18 protein-coding genes and 2 tRNA genes are annotated in these 17,142 nt (G+C 63.1%); 3 read left to right on the top strand and 17 right to left on the bottom strand.

The genetic code is table 11. The features are described from left to right. Positions 1-531 precede the first annotated feature (531 nt). The 6 genes from N5D48_RS09600 to N5D48_RS09575 all read right to left on the bottom strand — a co-directional run bounded on the left by N5D48_RS09600 (position 532) and on the right by N5D48_RS09575 (position 3,656). Complete coding sequence (locus tag N5D48_RS09600; protein ID WP_279883495.1) at positions 532-1,851, bottom strand: integrase arm-type DNA-binding domain-containing protein; 1,320 nt, start codon at positions 1,849-1,851, stop codon at positions 532-534. 163 nt (positions 1,852-2,014) lie between these two features. Beyond that, positions 2,015-2,090 (bottom strand) — tRNA-Thr (locus tag N5D48_RS09595). Positions 2,091-2,188: 98 nt separating this feature from the next. Further along, positions 2,189-2,395 (bottom strand): hypothetical protein, encoded by a 207-nt coding sequence (locus N5D48_RS09590; RefSeq protein ID WP_279883567.1) that lies wholly within the window; start codon positions 2,393-2,395, stop codon positions 2,189-2,191. 67 nt (positions 2,396-2,462) lie between these two features. After that, the gene (locus N5D48_RS09585) at positions 2,463-2,843 is read right to left on the bottom strand and encodes a hypothetical protein (protein ID WP_279883493.1); all 381 of its coding nucleotides are present in this window, start codon (positions 2,841-2,843) and stop codon (positions 2,463-2,465) included. Positions 2,844-2,861: 18 nt separating this feature from the next. After that, positions 2,862-3,068 carry a helix-turn-helix transcriptional regulator gene (locus N5D48_RS09580; protein ID WP_023629980.1) on the bottom strand — a complete coding sequence of 69 codons (207 nt, stop codon included), beginning with the start codon at positions 3,066-3,068 and terminating at the stop codon, positions 2,862-2,864. A gap of 9 nt (positions 3,069-3,077) precedes the next feature. Then, the gene (locus N5D48_RS09575) at positions 3,078-3,656 is read right to left on the bottom strand and encodes a hypothetical protein (RefSeq protein WP_279883491.1); all 579 of its coding nucleotides are present in this window, start codon (positions 3,654-3,656) and stop codon (positions 3,078-3,080) included. Between the two features lie 503 nt (positions 3,657-4,159). On the opposite strand from N5D48_RS09575, the gene N5D48_RS09570 reads away from it, so the two are divergent. Both N5D48_RS09570 and mdtI read left to right on the top strand, forming a co-directional pair. Beyond that, a complete protein-coding gene (locus N5D48_RS09570) occupies positions 4,160-4,519 on the top strand; it encodes an SMR family transporter (protein WP_279883489.1) in 360 nt (119 codons plus the stop codon). Beyond that, positions 4,513-4,830, top strand: a complete 318-nt coding sequence (gene mdtI / locus N5D48_RS09565; RefSeq protein WP_279805541.1) for a multidrug/spermidine efflux SMR transporter subunit MdtI — start codon at positions 4,513-4,515, stop codon at positions 4,828-4,830. The genes N5D48_RS09570 and mdtI overlap by 7 nt, the downstream gene beginning before the upstream one ends. 212 nt (positions 4,831-5,042) lie before the next feature. On the opposite strand, the gene N5D48_RS09560 is transcribed toward mdtI, so the two are convergent. The 5 genes from N5D48_RS09560 to N5D48_RS09540 form a co-directional block, all read right to left on the bottom strand. Continuing rightward, positions 5,043-6,278 (bottom strand): methyltransferase, encoded by a 1,236-nt coding sequence (locus N5D48_RS09560; protein ID WP_279883487.1) that lies wholly within the window; start codon positions 6,276-6,278, stop codon positions 5,043-5,045. Between the two features lie 102 nt (positions 6,279-6,380). Then, positions 6,381-7,070 carry an ABC transporter permease gene (locus N5D48_RS09555; protein ID WP_279883485.1) on the bottom strand — a complete coding sequence of 230 codons (690 nt, stop codon included), beginning with the start codon at positions 7,068-7,070 and terminating at the stop codon, positions 6,381-6,383. Beyond that, positions 7,071-7,763 (bottom strand): ABC transporter permease, encoded by a 693-nt coding sequence (locus N5D48_RS09550; RefSeq protein WP_279883483.1) that lies wholly within the window; start codon positions 7,761-7,763, stop codon positions 7,071-7,073. It abuts the gene before it with no gap. Positions 7,764-7,820: 57 nt separating this feature from the next. Next, positions 7,821-8,582 (bottom strand): ABC transporter substrate-binding protein, encoded by a 762-nt coding sequence (locus tag N5D48_RS09545; RefSeq protein ID WP_279883481.1) that lies wholly within the window; start codon positions 8,580-8,582, stop codon positions 7,821-7,823. Positions 8,583-8,593: 11 nt separating this feature from the next. After that, positions 8,594-9,367, bottom strand: coding sequence for an ABC transporter ATP-binding protein (locus N5D48_RS09540; protein WP_046853793.1), 774 nt, complete (start codon positions 9,365-9,367; stop codon positions 8,594-8,596). A gap of 605 nt (positions 9,368-9,972) precedes the next feature. Here N5D48_RS09540 and gabP point away from each other — a divergent pair. After that, positions 9,973-11,358: a GABA permease gene (gene gabP, locus N5D48_RS09535; RefSeq protein WP_279883479.1), complete on the top strand. Its 1,386-nt coding sequence runs from the start codon at positions 9,973-9,975 to the stop codon at positions 11,356-11,358. A 118-nt stretch (positions 11,359-11,476) separates the two neighbouring features. Here gabP and N5D48_RS09530 read toward each other — a convergent pair whose 3' ends face one another. The 6 genes from N5D48_RS09530 to N5D48_RS09505 all read right to left on the bottom strand — a co-directional run bounded on the left by N5D48_RS09530 (position 11,477) and on the right by N5D48_RS09505 (position 17,049). Next, a complete protein-coding gene (locus N5D48_RS09530) occupies positions 11,477-11,920 on the bottom strand; it encodes a hypothetical protein (RefSeq protein WP_279883477.1) in 444 nt (147 codons plus the stop codon). Positions 11,921-12,102: 182 nt separating this feature from the next. Beyond that, positions 12,103-13,113: a polyphosphate kinase 2 gene (gene ppk2, locus N5D48_RS09525; protein WP_279883475.1), complete on the bottom strand. Its 1,011-nt coding sequence runs from the start codon at positions 13,111-13,113 to the stop codon at positions 12,103-12,105. 187 nt (positions 13,114-13,300) lie between these two features. Further along, positions 13,301-13,376 (bottom strand) — tRNA-Phe (locus N5D48_RS09520). Positions 13,377-13,466: 90 nt separating this feature from the next. After that, the gene (locus N5D48_RS09515; RefSeq protein ID WP_011536185.1) at positions 13,467-13,739 is read right to left on the bottom strand and encodes an oxidative damage protection protein; all 273 of its coding nucleotides are present in this window, start codon (positions 13,737-13,739) and stop codon (positions 13,467-13,469) included. After that, the gene (gene mutY, locus N5D48_RS09510) at positions 13,736-14,803 is read right to left on the bottom strand and encodes an A/G-specific adenine glycosylase (RefSeq protein WP_279883472.1); all 1,068 of its coding nucleotides are present in this window, start codon (positions 14,801-14,803) and stop codon (positions 13,736-13,738) included. Before mutY ends, N5D48_RS09515 begins: the two co-directional genes overlap by 4 nt. Further along, positions 14,800-17,049 carry an AsmA family protein gene (locus N5D48_RS09505; protein ID WP_279883471.1) on the bottom strand — a complete coding sequence of 750 codons (2,250 nt, stop codon included), beginning with the start codon at positions 17,047-17,049 and terminating at the stop codon, positions 14,800-14,802. Before N5D48_RS09505 ends, mutY begins: the two co-directional genes overlap by 4 nt. Positions 17,050-17,142 lie beyond the last annotated feature (93 nt).

Below are 17,142 nucleotides of genomic sequence, written 5' to 3'. Positions count from 1 at the left end.
GATAAGGGCTGCAGCAGTGGTAGAAGCGCCCGTCTCTTTCCACAGAAAGAGACGGGCACAGGTTGGCGCAGTATTCGGCCAAGCGGATAGGTTGCTGCAGGGCAGCGAGGTACGGTGTATCTGGCGCACGAGCGCTATGTGTGTAAGAGCATCCATCACATGGGTAGTGACCGGGCGAGCTGCCGGATGCGAATCGCCCTTGGGGAGAACCACCGCCAGAGCGGCGCGACCTTTAAGGTTCGGATCACCTGGGATGCTGTCATCGACAGCTCTTGCAACTCCCGGTCTACGCCTGTGGACAATATTCGTCAAGCAAAGCGATTTCAGGGATTTAGCGCCTATGGATAAAACTATCCCCCGGTGGACATCAGTGGTTTTCCACAGACGCACTCTGTGCCAGCAGTTTTTTTCTTAGGTATGGTCCTTTCAAACGGGGCGGCTTTGCAGCCCCGTTTGAAAGGACCCGCGCGGAGGAGCTTCATGCGGTGCTGTGGGTAACTTCACTACGAGTTGAGGTGGTGATGCGGCGGGTTACTCGGTCCTCTTGGCACTGCGCAGGCGCGTGACGTTCTCGCCCGTCTGCTTGGCAAACTCATGCGGCGTCACATGGTCCTCGCGGTTCGCCTCAAGAAACCGGCTCCACCAGGTCATGATCATCCGGCGTTCTTCGAGGAACTCGGCCTTGTGGGTATAAGCGGCGCGCACGTTGTTGCGTTCCTTGTGGCTCATCTGCCGCTCGATAGCCGTTTCCGACCACAGCCCGGACTCGACCAGCGCACTGCACGCCATGGCTCGGAACCCATGGCCGCAGATATCCACCTTGGTGTCGTAGCCCATCGTCCTGAGCGCGGCATTCACCGTGTTCTCGGACATCGGTTTCCACGGCTTGGCATCTCCCGCGAACACTAGGTCGAACTTGCCGGTGATCGCGTGAATCTGCTCAAGCAACGCCACTGCTTGCGGCGATAAGGGTACAACGTGAATATCCCCGGCCATTTTTGTACCCCTTGTGGAAAAGGGTACTCCGTCCAGCGCCGGGCGGGTGTCGGGGATCTCCCAGATGCCACGCTTGAGGTCAAACTCCTTCCAACGGGCGAAGCGCAGTTCACTGGAGCGCACGAACACGTGCAGCGATAGCATCACCGTGAGGCGCGTGAGCGGGCGACCTCTGTAATCCTCAATGCATGCCAGTAGCTCTGGCAGCCGCGATAAGAGTAGTGCGGGTCTGTGAGTTACCCGTGGGGTCTTGATCGAGCCATCGAGGTCGTGAGCCGGGTTCGCCGTAATCAGTCGCAGACGTTTGGCTTCACGCATGATGCTTTGCAGGTAGTTCTTGATCCTGAGCGCCACGTCGATGGTGCCGCGCTTCGTCACCGCCTCCAGTGGCTGCATGAGGTCGTGAGTGTCGAGCTCAACGATTGCCCTGGCACCAAGTAGAGGGAAGACGTGAGTCTTCAAGCGGCTGAGCACTGTCTTCGCGTGGCCGGGTGCCCATTTCGGCACCATGCCCGCATGCCAGTCGAGCGCAACGCTTTCGAAGGTCCGGCCGTTGATCACGGCCTGAGTCTTGGTTTGTTGCTTGTACTGGATGGGATCTATGCCGTTGGCGAGCTGCTGCTTGATCTCAAAGCGCTTGCGGCGTGCGTCGCCCAGCCCGACCACCGGATAGCTGCCGAGGGCGGTCAGGCCTTCGCGGCCATCGGGTTTCACGTACCTGAGCCGCCAGCCTTTGCGGCCGTTGGGTTGCACAAGCAGGTAAAGACCGTCGCCGTCGAAGAGCTTGTACTCGCGCTCTCTGGGCTTTGCCGTGCGACAAGCGGTGTCTGTAAGCGGGGCAGTGGTGCGGGCCATAAGGGTAGTCTCCGATATCGAAACGGACCTCTATCCTTAAAACTACCCTTATTAGCGCTGGCTACCCTCGGAATCTGACGGAACGCCAAAACGAAAAAACCCGCCAGAAGGCGGGTTTTTCGGGGGTTCCAGAGATTTTGAAAGCTTTCTATGGAACCTTGAATGGTGCCGGCACCAGGAATCGAACCCGGGACCTACTGATTACAAGTCAGTTGCTCTACCATCTGAGCTATACCGGCACAGGGGCGTCATTATAGCGATGGATTCGCGGCTGTAAACCACTTCGTTGCATCCATCGCACATTCCCCTAAGTCACCGAGCACAAAGGAGAATTTTCTTACCAGCCACGGTGCATGGTGTTGACGCTCGGCTCGGGCTGGCCGGGGTTGAAGAACAGCTTGCCATTGTCGCAGCCGCGCTTGCGGCAGCTGCCGTCGGCGTTGTGCAGCGGCAGGCCGCGGTCGCCGCCCAGCTGCATGCCGGGCATGTTCCAGTCCAGTGGGGCGGGCTTGCTGGTCGGCAGATCGTTGGCACAGCCGGTCATGGCCAGGGCGACGGTCAGCAGGGCGAAGGATTTCACGTGTTTCACGATGTTCGAGTCCGTTCCGGGATCAGTCTTTGTTCAGGATGCGCTGGATGGTGCCGCCGCAGGCCATGTAGCAGGAATCGTAATCAGCGCCGCAACTGTAGCTGTTCCCCATGTAGAACGGGTAGCTCGGGTAGTGGCAACTGTGACGTGCTTCCTTCTTGCTCTTGCCTTTCTGGCAATACTCGTAGGTCCGCATCTCGGCCTGGTACAACGCGCGTTCGCTGTTTTCCTGCAATCGCGCCATCTGTTTGCAGTGGTTGCGCTCCATCGAGCAGCTGTTGATGCAATTGATGCCATGCGCGCTGGGCGGTGGCGAGTATCTATAGGTATAACTCGGGCCGCAGCCGGCCAGCGGCAGGCAGGCCAGTACGAGGGCCGCCAGGCCCTTGTGGGAAAATGCCATGGGTGTTGCAGTCCTTGATCATTCGTCGCTGAACTCCAGCAAATCGCCGGGCTGGCAGTTCAGGGCGCGACACAGCTTCTCCAGGGTCTCGATCTTGAAACCCTTGATCTTGCCGTTCTTCAGCAGCGACAGGTTCGCTTCCGTGATACCGATGATTTCCGCCAGGTCCTTGGAACGCATTTTGTTCCGGGCCATGACGACGTCGAGGCGGATGATTATCGGCATAGGAGGCGGCTAGACATAACAGTTGTGTTCATCGCTGATGGTCTTGGCGTCACGCATGAGCAGCGAGAAGGCACACAGCAGGATGCCTTTCATGATCTCGTAGACAGCCTGCGATGATACACCGATCGAGAAGCTGAAGCTCCTTTCACCGGCCGGCAGGTCGATGGCCAGGGCCAGGCCCTGCAGGGTGTAGGTAATCGGCCACAGCAAGGGCGTGCCGATACACAGAAGACCGACCCACCACAGCAGCTTGATATTGTCCGAGGTCCAGGTCTGGCCGCGGGACAGTCGGTGGAAGAACAGGCCGGTCAGGCCCAGGGCAAGGACGGAAACCAGTGTCGGGATCATGTCGATAGCCAGCACCAGGCCGATGGCCAGGGGTGACGCCAGGTAGCCCGGTTCGAGCAGCAGGGGCATCTGGTCGCCGTAGGCCTGCAGGTAGCCGTTGTGCATCTCGGGGAAATCGAAGATGAAGAGCAGGGGTGTGATGACCAGTTCCACCGCCGCGGTGGTCCAGGCCAGCCAGGCGGCGAAAATACCGATGGTGCGCAGACGCGAACGCGCATAGGCCACGGATCTACTGTTCATGGGGTGCCTCCGTACAGTGATGAACGGGGCGGATTATTCTTGATAAATTATCGTAAAACAATAATTAATTTTATATTTATTTAGTCTGCGACGGTTTGCCGCAGACGCTCTCATCATGCATCGCGGGGCAAGCCCGCTCCCACGTTGGGGCTCGCGACGTTGTTTCCTGTGCGATGGCGAAGCGCGAAGGGCTTGGAAGATGGGGAATATAATTTACGAAGCTTTCAGCAGGCTTTAAGGGACTTTTTCTGAAATACGCGATTCAAGCGCGACAAATTATTAGTCTCTGTCTATCGTTTTGACTTAATTGATCGCCTGAGCTAATCTTCTGTTCATTATGTTGAACAGTAAAGCTTTCAAGCTCCTCTCTTCCTCTCGCCCGGTTTCCCGTGAACGTCACTGGACCGGCGATCTCTAGCGCCACCCTCCCTTCGCAGTCGTAATCGTCTTTTTCCGGCGCCGATGCCTGTGCGCTCGGCTGCCGTCGCCCATGGGAGGGCACCATGCGTTCCTGGATCTATCTGATCGTCGCCATCACCTTCGAGGTGATCGGCACGGCGTCGATGAAACTCGCCGCCACTCATTTCCCCGTGATCGGGCATGCCGTCATGTACGTCATGATCTGCCTGTCGTATTTCTTTCTGGCCCTGGCGGTCAAGCGGGTGCCGGTGGGTGTGGCCTACGCCCTGTGGGAAGGTTTCGGCATCGTGCTGATCACCTTGATCAGCGTGCTCTGGCTCGGCGAGAGCCTGGGCTGGACCAAGGCTTTGGGCCTGGCGGTGATGATCGCCGGCATCTTGCTGGTCAAGGCCGGCACCCGTGGCAAGGCCGTCGAACGTGAAGGGGAGGCGCTGCCATGCTGATTCCATTCGCCTGGTTGGGCCTGGCCATCGTGCTGGAGGTGCTGGCCAACCTGTTGCTCAAGTATTCCGACGGTTTCCGCCGCAAGGGCCTGGGCGTGGCCTCGATCCTCTGCGTGCTGGCGGCGTTCACCGCCCTGGCGCAGGCGGTGAAGGACATCGATCTGTCGCTGGCCTATGCCATCTGGGGTGGCTTCGGCATCCTGGCCACCGTGGCCATGGGCTGGGCGCTGTTCGGCCAGCGTCTGGCCGGGCGTGGTTGGCTCGGACTGGCGCTGCTGCTGGTGGGCATGGGCCTGCTGAAACTGGCCTGAGCCAGGCCTGGTCGAAATGTTTATGCACAATGGGCATGTGCTGCTTGCGCGAAAGGCATGCCGACCGGCATGACCATCGGTCTTTGCGCAAAGGCCTGTTTTTGCTGGTTTTCGCGCAACGGACGGAATAAGCAAAGCGCCGCAAATAGCAGTCGGTCGCAAGATTTCGTGATTTTCATCACAAGCTTGTTCACAGACTTATCCACAGGCTGTCAAGCGTGCGGCGGTGCTTCGTCACGCTCGCCCAGCACCAGTAGGTTGCGAGGTGTCAGGGGGTAGTCGCAGAACGTTCCGACACTGACTACGTACCCCTGTTCCTGAAGGAACAGGGCGCGGTCGAGCACCAGCCATATTTCCAGCGGGCGGCGGAACAGGTTGCGCACCAATTCCAGGTTGCGCACCTGGGCCAGGCGTTGCCAGCCCGCCGCCTCCAGCGCGGCCCAGTCGGGCTCGCCATGCAGTTCGACCTGCCGTAGTCCGGCGAGGTCGCGGCAGTACTGCGGGTAGGGTTTCTCCAGCCAGTCGACTGCCAGCGAGGGGGTCGGCAGGTACTCGTCCACGCCCCGTTGCTGGCGTTGCAGCAGGTCGAAGCCCAGGCGCCGGGCCATGGAGGCGTCGCGCTGGCGGCGCACGCGGGCGCTGGAGGTGACCGCTTCGTTCAGCGGCAGGCCGAGGTCCGCCTGCGACAACTGCAAGGACGATTGCCGGGCGGCTGTGGATAACGGCTGGTACGTCTCGCCCTGGATGCGGTTGTAGCAGCACGGCGCGACCGCGATCTGCCGGCAGCCTCGCGCGCTGGCCGCTTGCAGCAGGCGCACGTGCAAGTCGCCGCAGGCGTGCAGGGCGACGGCGCTCTTGTCGCTGCCCAGGTGCGTGGCGCTGTCCTGGGCCATGACATCCTGGCGCAGGTGGCTGGCTGGCAGGTGATGGTGGTCGCTCAGGGCCTGGCCGGCGGCGACCAGTTCGGCGTCGTATTCGAGGCAGGTCAGCTGTTGGCCGGGTTGCAGCAGGCGGCGGCCCAGATGGCCTTTGCCGGAGCACCAGTCCAGCCAGTGTCGGGTCGGTTGGCGGAAGGCCAGGCGGCGGGTGAAGGCTTCGATCTGCTGCCACTTGCGGCCAGGCACGTTGACGTCCAGGCGATGGCCGGCCGGGTGCAGGCCGGCGTCGGGCAGTTCGCCGATGGCGGACAGCTGCCGGGCCTCGGCGGCCAGTTGCGCGAAGGGTGCCGGGGCGGGGAGGTGTTCGGGGTGTTGCTGGGCCGCTTCGGCTTGCTCCAGGGTGCGTTGGCGTAGCCAGGCGGCGAGCTCGGGGTGCTGGGCTTCCCAATCCAGCCGCAGCTGGGTGAAGGGGCGTGGGCGCCACAGGTGCTGGTGCTGGAGCAGGAAGTGGTCGAGGGCCTGGAAGCGCTCGAGCAAGTCTTGGGCATGAAGCTGGGTGGGCGTTGGCATTCGAGCACCGTGGCGCTATCGAGGGGGCCGCCTTGCGGCCCTTCGCGGGCAAGCCCGCTCCCACAGGTCGAGTGGGGCGGGCTGGTCCTGGTTGTTACGGTCTTATCGCCCCTGGCAGGCGTCCACGCGCAGCCAGCGCTCCAGCAGCTTGAAGCCCTGCACCAGGACGAACGAGATCAGCAGGTAGAACACCCCGGCGGCGAAGAAGATCTCCACCGGCAGGTAGGTCCGCGCGATGATGGTCCGTGCCATGCCGGTCAGCTCCAGCAGCGTCACGGTGCTGGCCAGGGCGCTGGCCTTGAGCATCAGGATCACTTCGTTGCTGTAGGCCGGCAGGCCGATACGCGCGGCGCGCGGCAGCATGATGTAGAACAGCGTCTTGCCGCGCGACATGCCCAGTGCCCGGGCTGCCTCGATCTCGCCCTTGGGGATCGCCTGCAGCGCGCCGCGCAGGATCTCGGCGATGTAGGCGGCGGTGTGCAGGGTCATGGTCAGCACCGTGCACCAGAACGGATCGCGCAGGTACGGCCACAGCGAGCTGCTGCGTACCAGGTCGAACTGGGCCAGCCCGTAGTAGACCAGGAACAGTTGCACCAGCAGCGGCGTGCCGCGGAAGAAGAAGATGTAGCCGTAGGGCAGAGCGCGCACGTACCAGCGGCGCGAGGAGCGGGCGATGCCCAGCGGGATGGCCAGGATCAGCCCGGCGATCACGGCGATGGCCACCAGCTCCAGGGTCAGGGTGGCACCCTGGGCCAGGCGTGGCAGCCACTTGATGATGACTTCCCAGTTCATTTATTCGGCCCTCATGAAGCCGCGAGCGGCGCGCTTTTCCAGGAAGTGCATGCCGATCATCGCGATGATGGTCAGGCCCAGGTAGATGCAGGCGGCGACCGCATAGAAGGTGAACGGCTCCTTGGTCACGGTCACGCCGATCTGCGCGTGGCGCATGATTTCTTCCAGGCCGATCACCGACACCAGCGCGGTGTCCTTCATCAGGATCATGAACAGGTTGCCCAGGCCCGGCAGGGCGATGCGCCACATCTGCGGCAGGATGATCCGCGACAGGATGCGGCCCTTGGACAGGCCCAGGGCCAGGCCCGCCTCACGGTGGCCCTTGGGGATGGCCAGGATCGCGCCGCGGAACACTTCCGTGGCGTAGGCGCCGAAGCACAGGCCCAGGGCGATCACCCCGGCGGTGAAGGCGCTGAGTTCCAGGCCCGGCATGTTCAGCAGCTCGCCCAGGCTGTTCATCAGCCCGACGGTGCCGAAGTAGATGAGCAGCACCCAGAGCAGTTCGGGTACGCCGCGCACCAATGTCGAATAGGTGCCGCCAAGCCATTGCAATGGCTTGATCGAGGACGTCTTGGCCAGGGCGCCGAGCAGGCCCAGGACCAGCCCCAGCAGCAGGGCGCAGAGCGCCAGTTTTACGGTCATCAGGGTGCCGGCCATCATGGCCGGACCGAATCCGTGCAGGTCGATTATCATGGGCAGGTTTGGTCAAGGGACAGGCACCGCCTTGGCGGCGATGCCCGTCGGGGCGAATCAATAGATGCTGAACGGGAAGTACTTGTCGTTGATCTTCTTGTAGGTGCCGTCGGCGATGATTTCCTTCAGCGCGGCATTGAGCTTGTTGCGCAGCTCGTTGTCGCCCTTGCGCACGGCGATGCCGACCTTGTCGTCCTCGTTGACCGGGTCGCCTTTGAACTCGTAGTTCTTGCCGGCTTCGGACTTCAGCCAGTCGTAGTTGGCGTACTTGTCGGCGAGGATCGCGTCGAGGCGACCGGAGGTCAGGTCCAGGTAGGCGTTTTCCTGGCCATCGTAGAGGTTGACCTTGAACTCACCGTCCATGCCGCCGTTGTCGTCCAGCCAGGTCGCGGCCTGGGTGGCGCGCTGGGTGCCGATGGTCTTGCCCTTGAGCGAGGCGCGGTCGGTCTTGAAGTCGACGTTCTTCGGCGCGATGAACTGCTGCTTGTTCGAGTAGTACGGGTCGGTGAAGTCGACGGCCTGCTTGCGCTCGTCGGTGATCGACAGCGAGGAGATCAGGAAGTCGAACTTCTTGGCGTTCAGCGCCGGGATGATGCCGTCCCAGTCGGAGGTGACCACCGAGCACTCGACCTTCATCTTGGCGCACAGGGCGTCGCCGATGTCCTTGTCGAAGCCGACGACCTGGCCGCTGGCATCCTTGTTGTTGAACGGTGGGTAGGCGGCTTCGATACCCATGCGCAGTTTTTCCGCGGCCATGGCGTTGGCCGACATCACCAGCGTGGCAGCAGCTGCCAGGAGGAACTTCTTGTAGGTCTGCATGTAGTGCTCCGTTAGCGGTGGCTGGACATGAATTGCTTGCAACGCGCCGAGGTCGGGTTCTCGAAGACCTGCTGCGGCGATCCCTGCTCTTCGACCAGGCCCTGGTGCAGGAAGACCACTTCACTGGACACCTGGCGGGCAAAGTTCATCTCGTGCGTCACCAGCAGCATGGTACGGCCTTCTTCGGCCAATGCGCGGATGACGTTAAGCACTTCCTGGACCATTTCCGGATCGAGCGCCGAGGTCGGCTCGTCGAACAGGATGACCTTGGGCTTCATGGCCAGGGTACGGGCGATGGCGGCGCGCTGTTGCTGGCCACCGGAAAGCTGGGCGGGATAGCTGTGGCGCTTGTCGAAGATGCCGACCTTGTTCAGCAGCGCCTCGGCATGCTCGATGGCCTCGGCCTTGCTCTGGCCGAGCACGCGGCGCGGCGCCTCGATGATGTTGTCGAGGATCGACATGTGCGGCCACAGGTTGAAATTCTGGAAGACGAAGCCGATTTCGCTGCGCAGGCGATTGATCTGGCGGTTGTCGGCGGCGATCAGGTCGCCGTTTTTCTGCGCCTTGAGCTTGAGCGCTTCGCCGGCGACGAGGATTTCGCCCTGGTGCGGGTTTTCCAGCAGGTTGATGCAGCGCAGCAGGGTGGACTTGCCGGAGCCGGATGAGCCGAGGATGGAGATCACGTCACCGTCGCGCGCGGTCAGCGAAATGCCCTTGAGAATTTCCTGCTCGCCATAGCGTTTGTGCAGGTTGCGGATTTCCAGCGCGGGCGTGGCCTGGGCCATGTGCGGTCCTCATGTATTCGGGTGCGTTCCCAGCTGTTGGCGGCCTTCCTGGCGAGCGCCACGCTAGCATAGCGGCGCAACGCCGGCCAACCGGGTCGCGGGGGGCTCAGGTCGCTGGTGGGACAGTTTGTCGCATCGCTGCAGTGGACTGTCGCCAGGATGTCCGCAATGGCGTTTTGCCCAGCGGCGGAGCCTTGATGAAAAAAGGCGCGATGGTGCCAGCTTTGGCCCGGTCTGGGAAGCCGTTTTTGGCCGGGTGGCACTTGATCGGTAGTTGTGTCGTGGCCGGGTTGCGCCTTTGGGTTGCTCTTTTGTTCGCACAAAAATCGTGCGCAGGTGTTACCGAGAAGCACCTTTGGTGCGTTTGTAAGTGAGTATTTCAGTAATCCCGACTTGGCATGGGGTTTTGATGGCCTTTCGGTCAAAGCTTGGCAGAATGCCCTGCAGACCGCGTCATCATTGGCGGGTGAAACATTTCAGACGAAAGCCATTCTCACCTGGCCCGCTTATTGCCATTTCGAAACCACTGAATGCGGCAGCGCCTACCTAACCCTGGCCTGCTGGCCAGTCATTCGTGTAGTCCACCTCCTTACAAAGGTAGTTTTATGAGCGGTAACAATTCCAATGACCTCGCTCAGGGGCTCAAGCAACGGCATGTGACCATGCTGTCCATCGCCGGCGTGATCGGCGCCGGCCTGTTCGTCGGCTCGGGCCACGCCATCGCGGCGGCCGGCCCGGCCGTGCTGCTGGCCTATGCCGCCGCCGGTACCCTGGTGGTGCTGGTCATGCGCATGCTCGGCGAAATGGCGGTGGCATCGCCGGACACGGGGTCGTTCTCTACCTATGCCGACCGCGCCATCGGGCGCTGGGCCGGTTTCACCATCGGCTGGCTGTACTGGTGGTTCTGGGTCCTGGTGATCCCGCTGGAGGCCAACGCCGCCGCCGCCATCCTGCATGCCTGGTTCCCGTCGGTGGACCTGTGGGCGTTCTCCCTGATCATCACCCTGGCGCTGACCATCACCAACCTGTTCAGCGTGAAGAACTACGGTGAGTTCGAGTTCTGGTTCGCCCTGCTCAAGGTGCTGGCGATCATCGGCTTCATCGTCGTCGGTTGCGCGGCCATGTTCGGCATGGTGCCGAACAGCCAGGTCAGTGGTGTCAGCCACCTGTTCGATACCCAGGGCTTCATGCCCAATGGTCTGGGCGCCGTGCTGGCGGCCATGCTGACCACCATGTTCTCGTTCATGGGCACCGAAATCGTCACCATCGCCGCCGCCGAATCGAAGGACCCGGGCAAGCAGATCAGCCGCGCCACCAACTCGGTGATCTGGCGTATCTGCCTGTTCTACCTGGTGTCGATCTTCCTGGTCGTGGCCATGGTGCCGTGGAACGACCCGGCCCTGGCCGAGAAAGGCTCGTACCAGACCGTGCTCAGCCTGATCGGCGTGCCGAACGCCAAGCTGATCGTCGACATCGTCGTGCTGATCGCTGTGACCAGCTGCCTGAACTCGGCGCTGTACACCTCCTCGCGCATGCTGTTCTCCCTGAGCAAGCGTGGCGATGCCCCGGCTGTCGCACAGCGCACCACCAAGGCCGGCACCCCGCACTGGGCCGTGCTGCTGTCCACCGCCGCGGCCTTCCTGTGCGTGTTCGCCAACTTCCTGGCTCCGGCCGCGGTGTTCGAGTTCCTGCTGGCAAGCTCCGGCGCCATCGCCTTGCTGGTGTACCTGGTGATCGCCGTGTCGCAGCTGCGCATGCGTGCCCAGCGTGAAGCCAAGGGCGAGAAAATCTCGTTCAAGATGTGGATGTTCCCGGGCCTGACCTGGGCGACCATCGCCTTCATCATCGCCATCCTGGTGGTGATGGCGCTGCGTGAAGACCACCGTGCCGAGATCATCGCCACGGCCATCCTGAGCATTGGCGTGGTGGCGGCCGGTCTGCTGGTGCACCGCAAGCGTGGCGCTGCCGCGCGGGTGGCGCTGGATAGCTGATCCGCTGGTGTGAAATGAAAAGGCCGCGTCCTGTGAGGGGCGCGGCCTTTTTGTTTGCCGGTGCCGGCCCTTTCGCGGGCAAGCCCGCGAAGAGGCGGGTGCATGTTGAGCGGCACTGTCAGCCGAACTGCTTCTGCTGTTGTTGCTGCTTGGCCACCAGTTCCGAGGCGGCAACATAGGCATCCTGGAACTCGTCGCTCTCCAGCCAGGCCATGGTCGCGTCTTCGTCGGTGCCGTCGAGCCACGCGCGGTAAGCGGTGAACACCATGACGATGTAGTCGGTGGCGTGTTCTTCCTTGTGGCCCTTGAGCACCAGTGCCAGCAGCGGATCGACCAGGAACACCGAAATCATCGGCACCAGGCCGTTTTCCTGGGCTTCTTTCATCTTGTCGAACAGGCTGTTGTAGCTGCCCGATTCCATGGCCTTGTTGAACACCTGCTCGACGCTGGCGCTGTCGCCGGCGCTGGCCTTGACCGCCTGGCCGCTGCGTACCATGCGGTTCTGCTTGGCCTTGGTGGCGGCGCGCTTGGCGCGTTTCTGTTGTTTGGTGTTGGTGGCCATGAGGGGGCAGGTCCTTGGGTGTCGGTAAAGGCGCGTATTGAAGCGTAGTTGCCAGGGAAACCCAAGCAGGTATTCGAGATCGCCGGGGGCGCCTTGCGCCCCTTTCGCGACACAAGGCCGCTCCTACAGGGAGCGCGTAACCTCTGTGGGTCGCGAAAGGGCTGCGCAGCAGCCCCAGAGGCTTAACTGGCCAGCACCGCCGGCTCATCCTCCTCGAACCCTCGCGAAGCCCGCCCGACCAGCAACGCGTCCGGCGCATGCGCTACGCTGTGATCCTTGCCCGGATAATCCAGCGAATGCAGGAAATGCCGAATGCAGTTGATCCGCGCCCGCTTCTTGTCGTCCGACTTGATCACCGTCCACGGCGCGTCGGCGGTGTCGGTATGGAAGAACATCGCTTCCTTGGCCGTGGTGTAGTCCTCCCACTTGTCCAGCGACTTGATGTCGATGGGCGACAGCTTCCAGTGCTTGAGCGGGTCGTCGCGGCGGGAGATGAAGCGGCGCAACTGCTCCTCGCGGTTCACCGAGAACCAGAACTTGAACAGCAGGATGCCGCTGTTGCACAGCATGCGCTCCAGCTCCGGGGCCTGGCGCATGAATTCCAGGTATTGCAGCGGGGAGCAGAAGTCCATGACCTTCTCGACCCCGGCGCGGTTGTACCAGGAGCGGTCGAAGAACACCATTTCACCGGCCGTGGGCAGGTGCTGCACGTAGCGCTGGAAATACCACTGTCCCTTCTCCTGCTCGGAAGGCTTCTCCAGCGCGACGATGCGCGCGCCACGCGGATTCAGGTGTTCCATGAAGCGCTTGATGGTGCCGCCCTTGCCCGCGGCGTCGCGGCCCTCGAACAGCACGACGATGCGCTGGCCGGTTTCCTTCACCCAGTTCTGCACCTTGAGCAGCTCGATCTGCAGGTCGTGCTTGGCCTTCTCGTAGTCCTGGCGGCGCATGCGCGTGCGGTACGGGTAGTTGGCCGGCAGGCGTGCCGAGGTGCTGTCTTCGTTGCTGCCCTTGCGGGCGTTGGCCACTTCCAGGGCGGCGGGCTGCTGGCTGACCTGGGTGATCGCTTCCTGCGCGGCGGCGCTGGCGGTCGGTTTGCGCTGGCGTGGGCGCCGGGTGCGGGTGGCGGGTTTGACGCTGGCGCCGGTATCGGCAGGCGCTGGCAAGAGGAGGGCGGCGGATTCTTCGCTCATGGAGGTCCTTGCGGGGTCGGTCGAATGTCCACCTTCCATCCTACGAGCGGGCAGGGGATGGCTTCTTGATGTCGATCAACCGGGCATGCAGGATCCCGAGGCAGAAATCGCAGGCAACAAAAAACCCGCACTAGGCGGGTTTTCTGTTTTGCTTCGACTGGCTTTGCAACCACCCGATGCTTAATGGTGGTGCCCAGAGACGGAGTCGAACCGCCGACACGAGGATTTTCAATCCTCTGCTCTACCGACTGAGCTATCTGGGCGACGAGGTGCATTAAATAGATTTCCGAACCGACCGTCAACGATTTTTTTGAAAAAATTTAAATTAATTCCGTCGCTTACGGTTTTCGGGGTCAGTTCGAGGGTGGCACGTAGCCTTCGGCCTGGGCGTAGTCCTCGCCAGCGAAGAACTTGTCCATCTCGGCCTGGATGAATTTGCGGTCCTCGGCATTCATCATGTTCAGGCGCTTCTCGTTGATCAGCATGGTCTGGTGGTCCTGCCACTCCTTCCAGGCCTTCTGCGAGATGTGCTCGAAGATGTCCTGGCCCTTGGCGCCTGGGTAGGGCGGGCGGTCCAGGCCGGGGAGTTCTTCGTTGTACTTGCGGCACTTCACGGTGCGGGTCATGGCTTGTCTCCTGCAATCAGTTCGTCGGCCGCGCGTTGCAGCAGCTTCTTGACCGGGGCGGCGAGGCCCAGGCGCGGCGGGGTGGCGAGGTTATACCAGAGCCAGTCGGGCTCGGCCACGTGCGTGCCGACGGGGTCGACACGCACCAGCCAGGGCTCGATGGCCAGCTGGAAATGGCTGAAGGTGTGGGTCAGCCCCTCTAGCGCCTGGCTACCGGTCAGGCGCAGGCCGTGCTGGTAGGCGAGGTCGTCGAGCTGTTCGAGGCTGTCCAGCTCCGGCAGGCTCCACAGGCCGCCCCACAGGCCGGTGGAGGGCCGGCGATAGAGCAGGATCGCGCCTTCGTGGTTGGTCAGCAGCGGCATCAGGGTCTTGCGCTGGGGCAGGGCCTTGCGCGGCTTGGGCTCTGGGTAGCGAGTCTCTTCGCCGTGCAGGTGCGCTTCGCAGCCGCGCTGCAGCGGGCAGATCAGGCAGCTGGGCTTGCTGCGCGTACACAGCGTGGCGCCCATGTCCATCATCGCCTGGGTGTAGTGGTTGACCCGGGTCATCGGTGTGTAGCGTTCGGCGGTGGCCCAGAGCTGGTTGGCCACTTTCGGCTCGCCGGGGTAGCCGGCCTGCGCACTGAACCGGGCCAGCACGCGCTTGACGTTGCCGTCGAGGATCGGCGCGCGAATGCCCATGCTGATGCTGGCGATGGCCCCGGCGGTGGAGCGGCCGATGCCGGGCAGCTCGGTGAGCTGCTCGACACTGCGCGGGAATTCGCCGCCGTGCTGCTCGACGACGATCTTCGCGGCCTTTTGCAGATTGCGCGCGCGGGTGTAGTAGCCCAGGCCCGTCCACAGGTGCAGCACCTCGTCCTCCGGCGCCTCGGCCAGGGCCTGCACGGTCGGCAGCGCCTGCATGAAGCGGTCGAAGTAGTTGAGCACGGTGCTCACCTGGGTCTGCTGCAGCATGATTTCGGAGACCCACACCCGATACGGGGTGATGCCCTGTTGCCAGGGCAGGTCATGCCGTCCGTGCTGGTCGTACCAGTCCAGCACGGCGCTGGAGAACTGCTGGGGGCTCATCGCTTGAACAGCCCCTTCAGCGCGTCTTTGAGTTCCGGGCTCACCTTGTCTCCGAGTTTCTCTTCGAGCTTTTCATCGATCTTGTCTTTCAGGCGGTTGCCGGCCAGTTTCGCCGCCACCTTGCCCAGGCCGTCCTGATCCAGGCGGCAGGCCTTGGCGCCCAGCTCCAGCGGGCCACGGCAGCGCAGCGGCACTTCGACGCCGACATAGCGTTCGTTGACCTGGCAGGCCGGGTCGGGCATGGCGCGCTGGTCGCCCTCGACGATCACGCCGACGTTGTAGTCCATGCCCAGCACGCGCAGGTCGAGGTCGCCGTGGCCATTGACGGTCAGGCCGGGGATACGCGCCTTGAGGTCGGGGTTGCTGGCCACGCCGTTGCGCAACACCAGGCTGCCGCGCAGTTCCTGGAAGGGCGTGTCCTTGCCTCGCGGCTCGCCGCTGAGCTGCTTGCGGTTGAGGGTGGCGATGGCCTGGCACAGCTGCTGCTCGAGGTTGGCGTTGACCAGCACACCGTCGGTGATGGTGAAGCTGGCGTTGCCGTTGAGCGTGTCGACCAGTGCTTTCTGGCTGTTGCCGGTGGCGGTGAGGTCGCTGCTCAGGGTCAGCAGGCCCTTGACCGGCGGTGGCTGGTCGGGGCTTTCGCGCTTGATGAAGTGCTCCACCGGCACGCGATTGATCTTGGTGTTCACGCCAACCTGCGGCACGGCAGGGCGCACGTCGACGCTGCCCTTGGCTTCGAAGGTGCCGTTGTACAGGCCGCCGCGCAGGGTCTGCAGGGTGATCAGGCCACCCTGGCCGGTGGCGGTGAGCTGGGCGTCGCTGATGGGCAGCTTGTCCAGCGTCAGGGCGCCAAACGACAGGTCGGCCTGCAGGTCGAGGGCGCGCAGGCGATCCACCGGCAGCAGCTTGTCGCTGCTCCAGGCCACCTGGGTCGGGGCGTTGGGCAGTGGCGTGGAGCCTGCGCCCGAGACGGCGGCGGCCTCTTGCTGCTTGACCTCGGCCTGGCGCGCGGCGGTGGCGCCCTTGGCCTGCTCGCTCTTGGCTGGGAAGTAGCGATCGGCGTCGAACGTGTCGCCTTTGAGGCGAACGCGCAGGGCCTGCTTGGCGAAGTCTTCGACTGCCACGCGGCCGCTGAAGGTGCTGTCGTCCAGTTTCACCGCCAGGTCTTCCAGCGCCAGGCTGTTCTGCGTGCCCTGCAAGCGGGTGACCAGCTCCAGTTTCTTGAACGCCGCCGGGTCGGCGGTGGCCGGCAATGGATGGCCGATGCCGTCGAGGAAGGTGCGCAGGTCGAACTGGGCGATGGACAGGCCGCCGCTGACCTGCGGCGCCTTGTCGAGGTCGCGCACGTTCAGCTCGCCCAGGGCGCGCAGCTGGTTGGCCGAGACTTTCAGGCCGCTCCAGGAGGCGACGTTGGCGGCCAGGTCGACCAGTACCTGGCCCTGTGCGGCGAAGGTCATGGTCTTGCCGGCCAGCGGCTCGCCCGAAGTTTCGCCGGACAGGCGCATGTCCTCGAGGTTGTAGCGCTTGAGTTTGCGATCGAAGCGCAGTTCGCCGGTGAGTTCGGTGCGCGCCTTCATGTTCGGCTGGCTGGCGCTGAGGAACGCGCTGGCCTTGAGCGGGATGTTCGCGCCTTCGTGCACCGGGCCGGTGCTCAGCTGGATGCTTTCGGCACCGTAGGTCTGGCCGGCCTGCTCGTCGGTGTAGAGCACGCGGGCGTTGTTCACGGTCAGGCTGTCGATGTCGAGCTTGACCGAGCGCTCGCTGCTTTGCGGCTTGGTCGGCTCGTCAGCAGGCGTTTGCGCCGGTGTGGCGGCGGGCGCGGTGGCGACGGTCGGGTCCGGCAGCGGCTTGCCGATGTCTTCCCAGTTGCCGTGGCCGTTGGCGTCACGGGTCAACGTGAGGTTCAGGCCCTCGACCCGCACGTCGCTCATCTGCACTTCGCGGCGCAGCAGCGGCAGTACGCGCACCGACAGGCCGAGCATCTGCAGGTCGGCGAAAGGCACCTTGGGGTTGTTCAGGGTGGCGATGCTCGCCTCGTGCAGCTCCAGGCCAAGCCAGGGGAACAGGCTCCAGCCAATGTCGCCGTTGAGCGTCAGCTCGACGTGGGCCTTGTCGCGGGCCAGCTGGCGGATCTCGTCTTTGTAGTCGTTGGGATCGAAGAGGTGGGTCAGGGCGAAGCCCAGCGCCACGATGATCAGCAGCAACCCGAGAAGTCCCAGCCCCAGGATTTTGCCGAACGCTTTCATGGGCGAGTCCTTGTAGTCCGATTATGAAATTCAGCGGCGAGTATAACGCCGTGATCGTTTGCTCGGCGTATCCGACGTTTCGACAGTGGCAAT

The organism is Pseudomonas sp. GD03858 (assembly GCF_029840925.1).
Taxonomy (GTDB): Bacteria; Pseudomonadota; Gammaproteobacteria; order Pseudomonadales; family Pseudomonadaceae; genus Aquipseudomonas.
The sequence above is the reverse complement of the archived record's forward strand: the minus strand, read 5'-3'. Positions and strand labels throughout refer to the sequence as shown.

Coding starts and splice junctions, on each gene's coding strand:
- N5D48_RS09545 (WP_279883481.1), bottom strand. CDS start 8,582: ATGCAGACCTACAAGAAGTTCCTCCTGGCAGCTGCTGCCACGCTGGTG.
- gabP (WP_279883479.1), top strand. CDS start 9,973: ATGAGCGGTAACAATTCCAATGACCTCGCTCAGGGGCTCAAGCAACGG.
- N5D48_RS09515 (WP_011536185.1), bottom strand. CDS start 13,739: ATGACCCGCACCGTGAAGTGCCGCAAGTACAACGAAGAACTCCCCGGC.
- N5D48_RS09600 (WP_279883495.1), bottom strand. CDS start 1,851: ATGGCCCGCACCACTGCCCCGCTTACAGACACCGCTTGTCGCACGGCA.
- N5D48_RS09530 (WP_279883477.1), bottom strand. CDS start 11,920: ATGGCCACCAACACCAAACAACAGAAACGCGCCAAGCGCGCCGCCACC.
- N5D48_RS09505 (WP_279883471.1), bottom strand. CDS start 17,049: ATGAAAGCGTTCGGCAAAATCCTGGGGCTGGGACTTCTCGGGTTGCTG.
- mdtI (WP_279805541.1), top strand. CDS start 4,513: ATGCTGATTCCATTCGCCTGGTTGGGCCTGGCCATCGTGCTGGAGGTG.
- N5D48_RS09585 (WP_279883493.1), bottom strand. CDS start 2,843: ATGGCATTTTCCCACAAGGGCCTGGCGGCCCTCGTACTGGCCTGCCTG.
- N5D48_RS09580 (WP_023629980.1), bottom strand. CDS start 3,068: ATGCCGATAATCATCCGCCTCGACGTCGTCATGGCCCGGAACAAAATG.
- N5D48_RS09555 (WP_279883485.1), bottom strand. CDS start 7,070: ATGAACTGGGAAGTCATCATCAAGTGGCTGCCACGCCTGGCCCAGGGT.
- N5D48_RS09590 (WP_279883567.1), bottom strand. CDS start 2,395: ATGACCGGCTGTGCCAACGATCTGCCGACCAGCAAGCCCGCCCCACTG.
- N5D48_RS09570 (WP_279883489.1), top strand. CDS start 4,160: ATGCGTTCCTGGATCTATCTGATCGTCGCCATCACCTTCGAGGTGATC.
- mutY (WP_279883472.1), bottom strand. CDS start 14,803: ATGAGCCCCCAGCAGTTCTCCAGCGCCGTGCTGGACTGGTACGACCAG.
- N5D48_RS09540 (WP_046853793.1), bottom strand. CDS start 9,367: ATGGCCCAGGCCACGCCCGCGCTGGAAATCCGCAACCTGCACAAACGC.
- N5D48_RS09575 (WP_279883491.1), bottom strand. CDS start 3,656: ATGAACAGTAGATCCGTGGCCTATGCGCGTTCGCGTCTGCGCACCATC.
- N5D48_RS09560 (WP_279883487.1), bottom strand. CDS start 6,278: ATGCCAACGCCCACCCAGCTTCATGCCCAAGACTTGCTCGAGCGCTTC.
- ppk2 (WP_279883475.1), bottom strand. CDS start 13,113: ATGAGCGAAGAATCCGCCGCCCTCCTCTTGCCAGCGCCTGCCGATACC.
- N5D48_RS09550 (WP_279883483.1), bottom strand. CDS start 7,763: ATGATAATCGACCTGCACGGATTCGGTCCGGCCATGATGGCCGGCACC.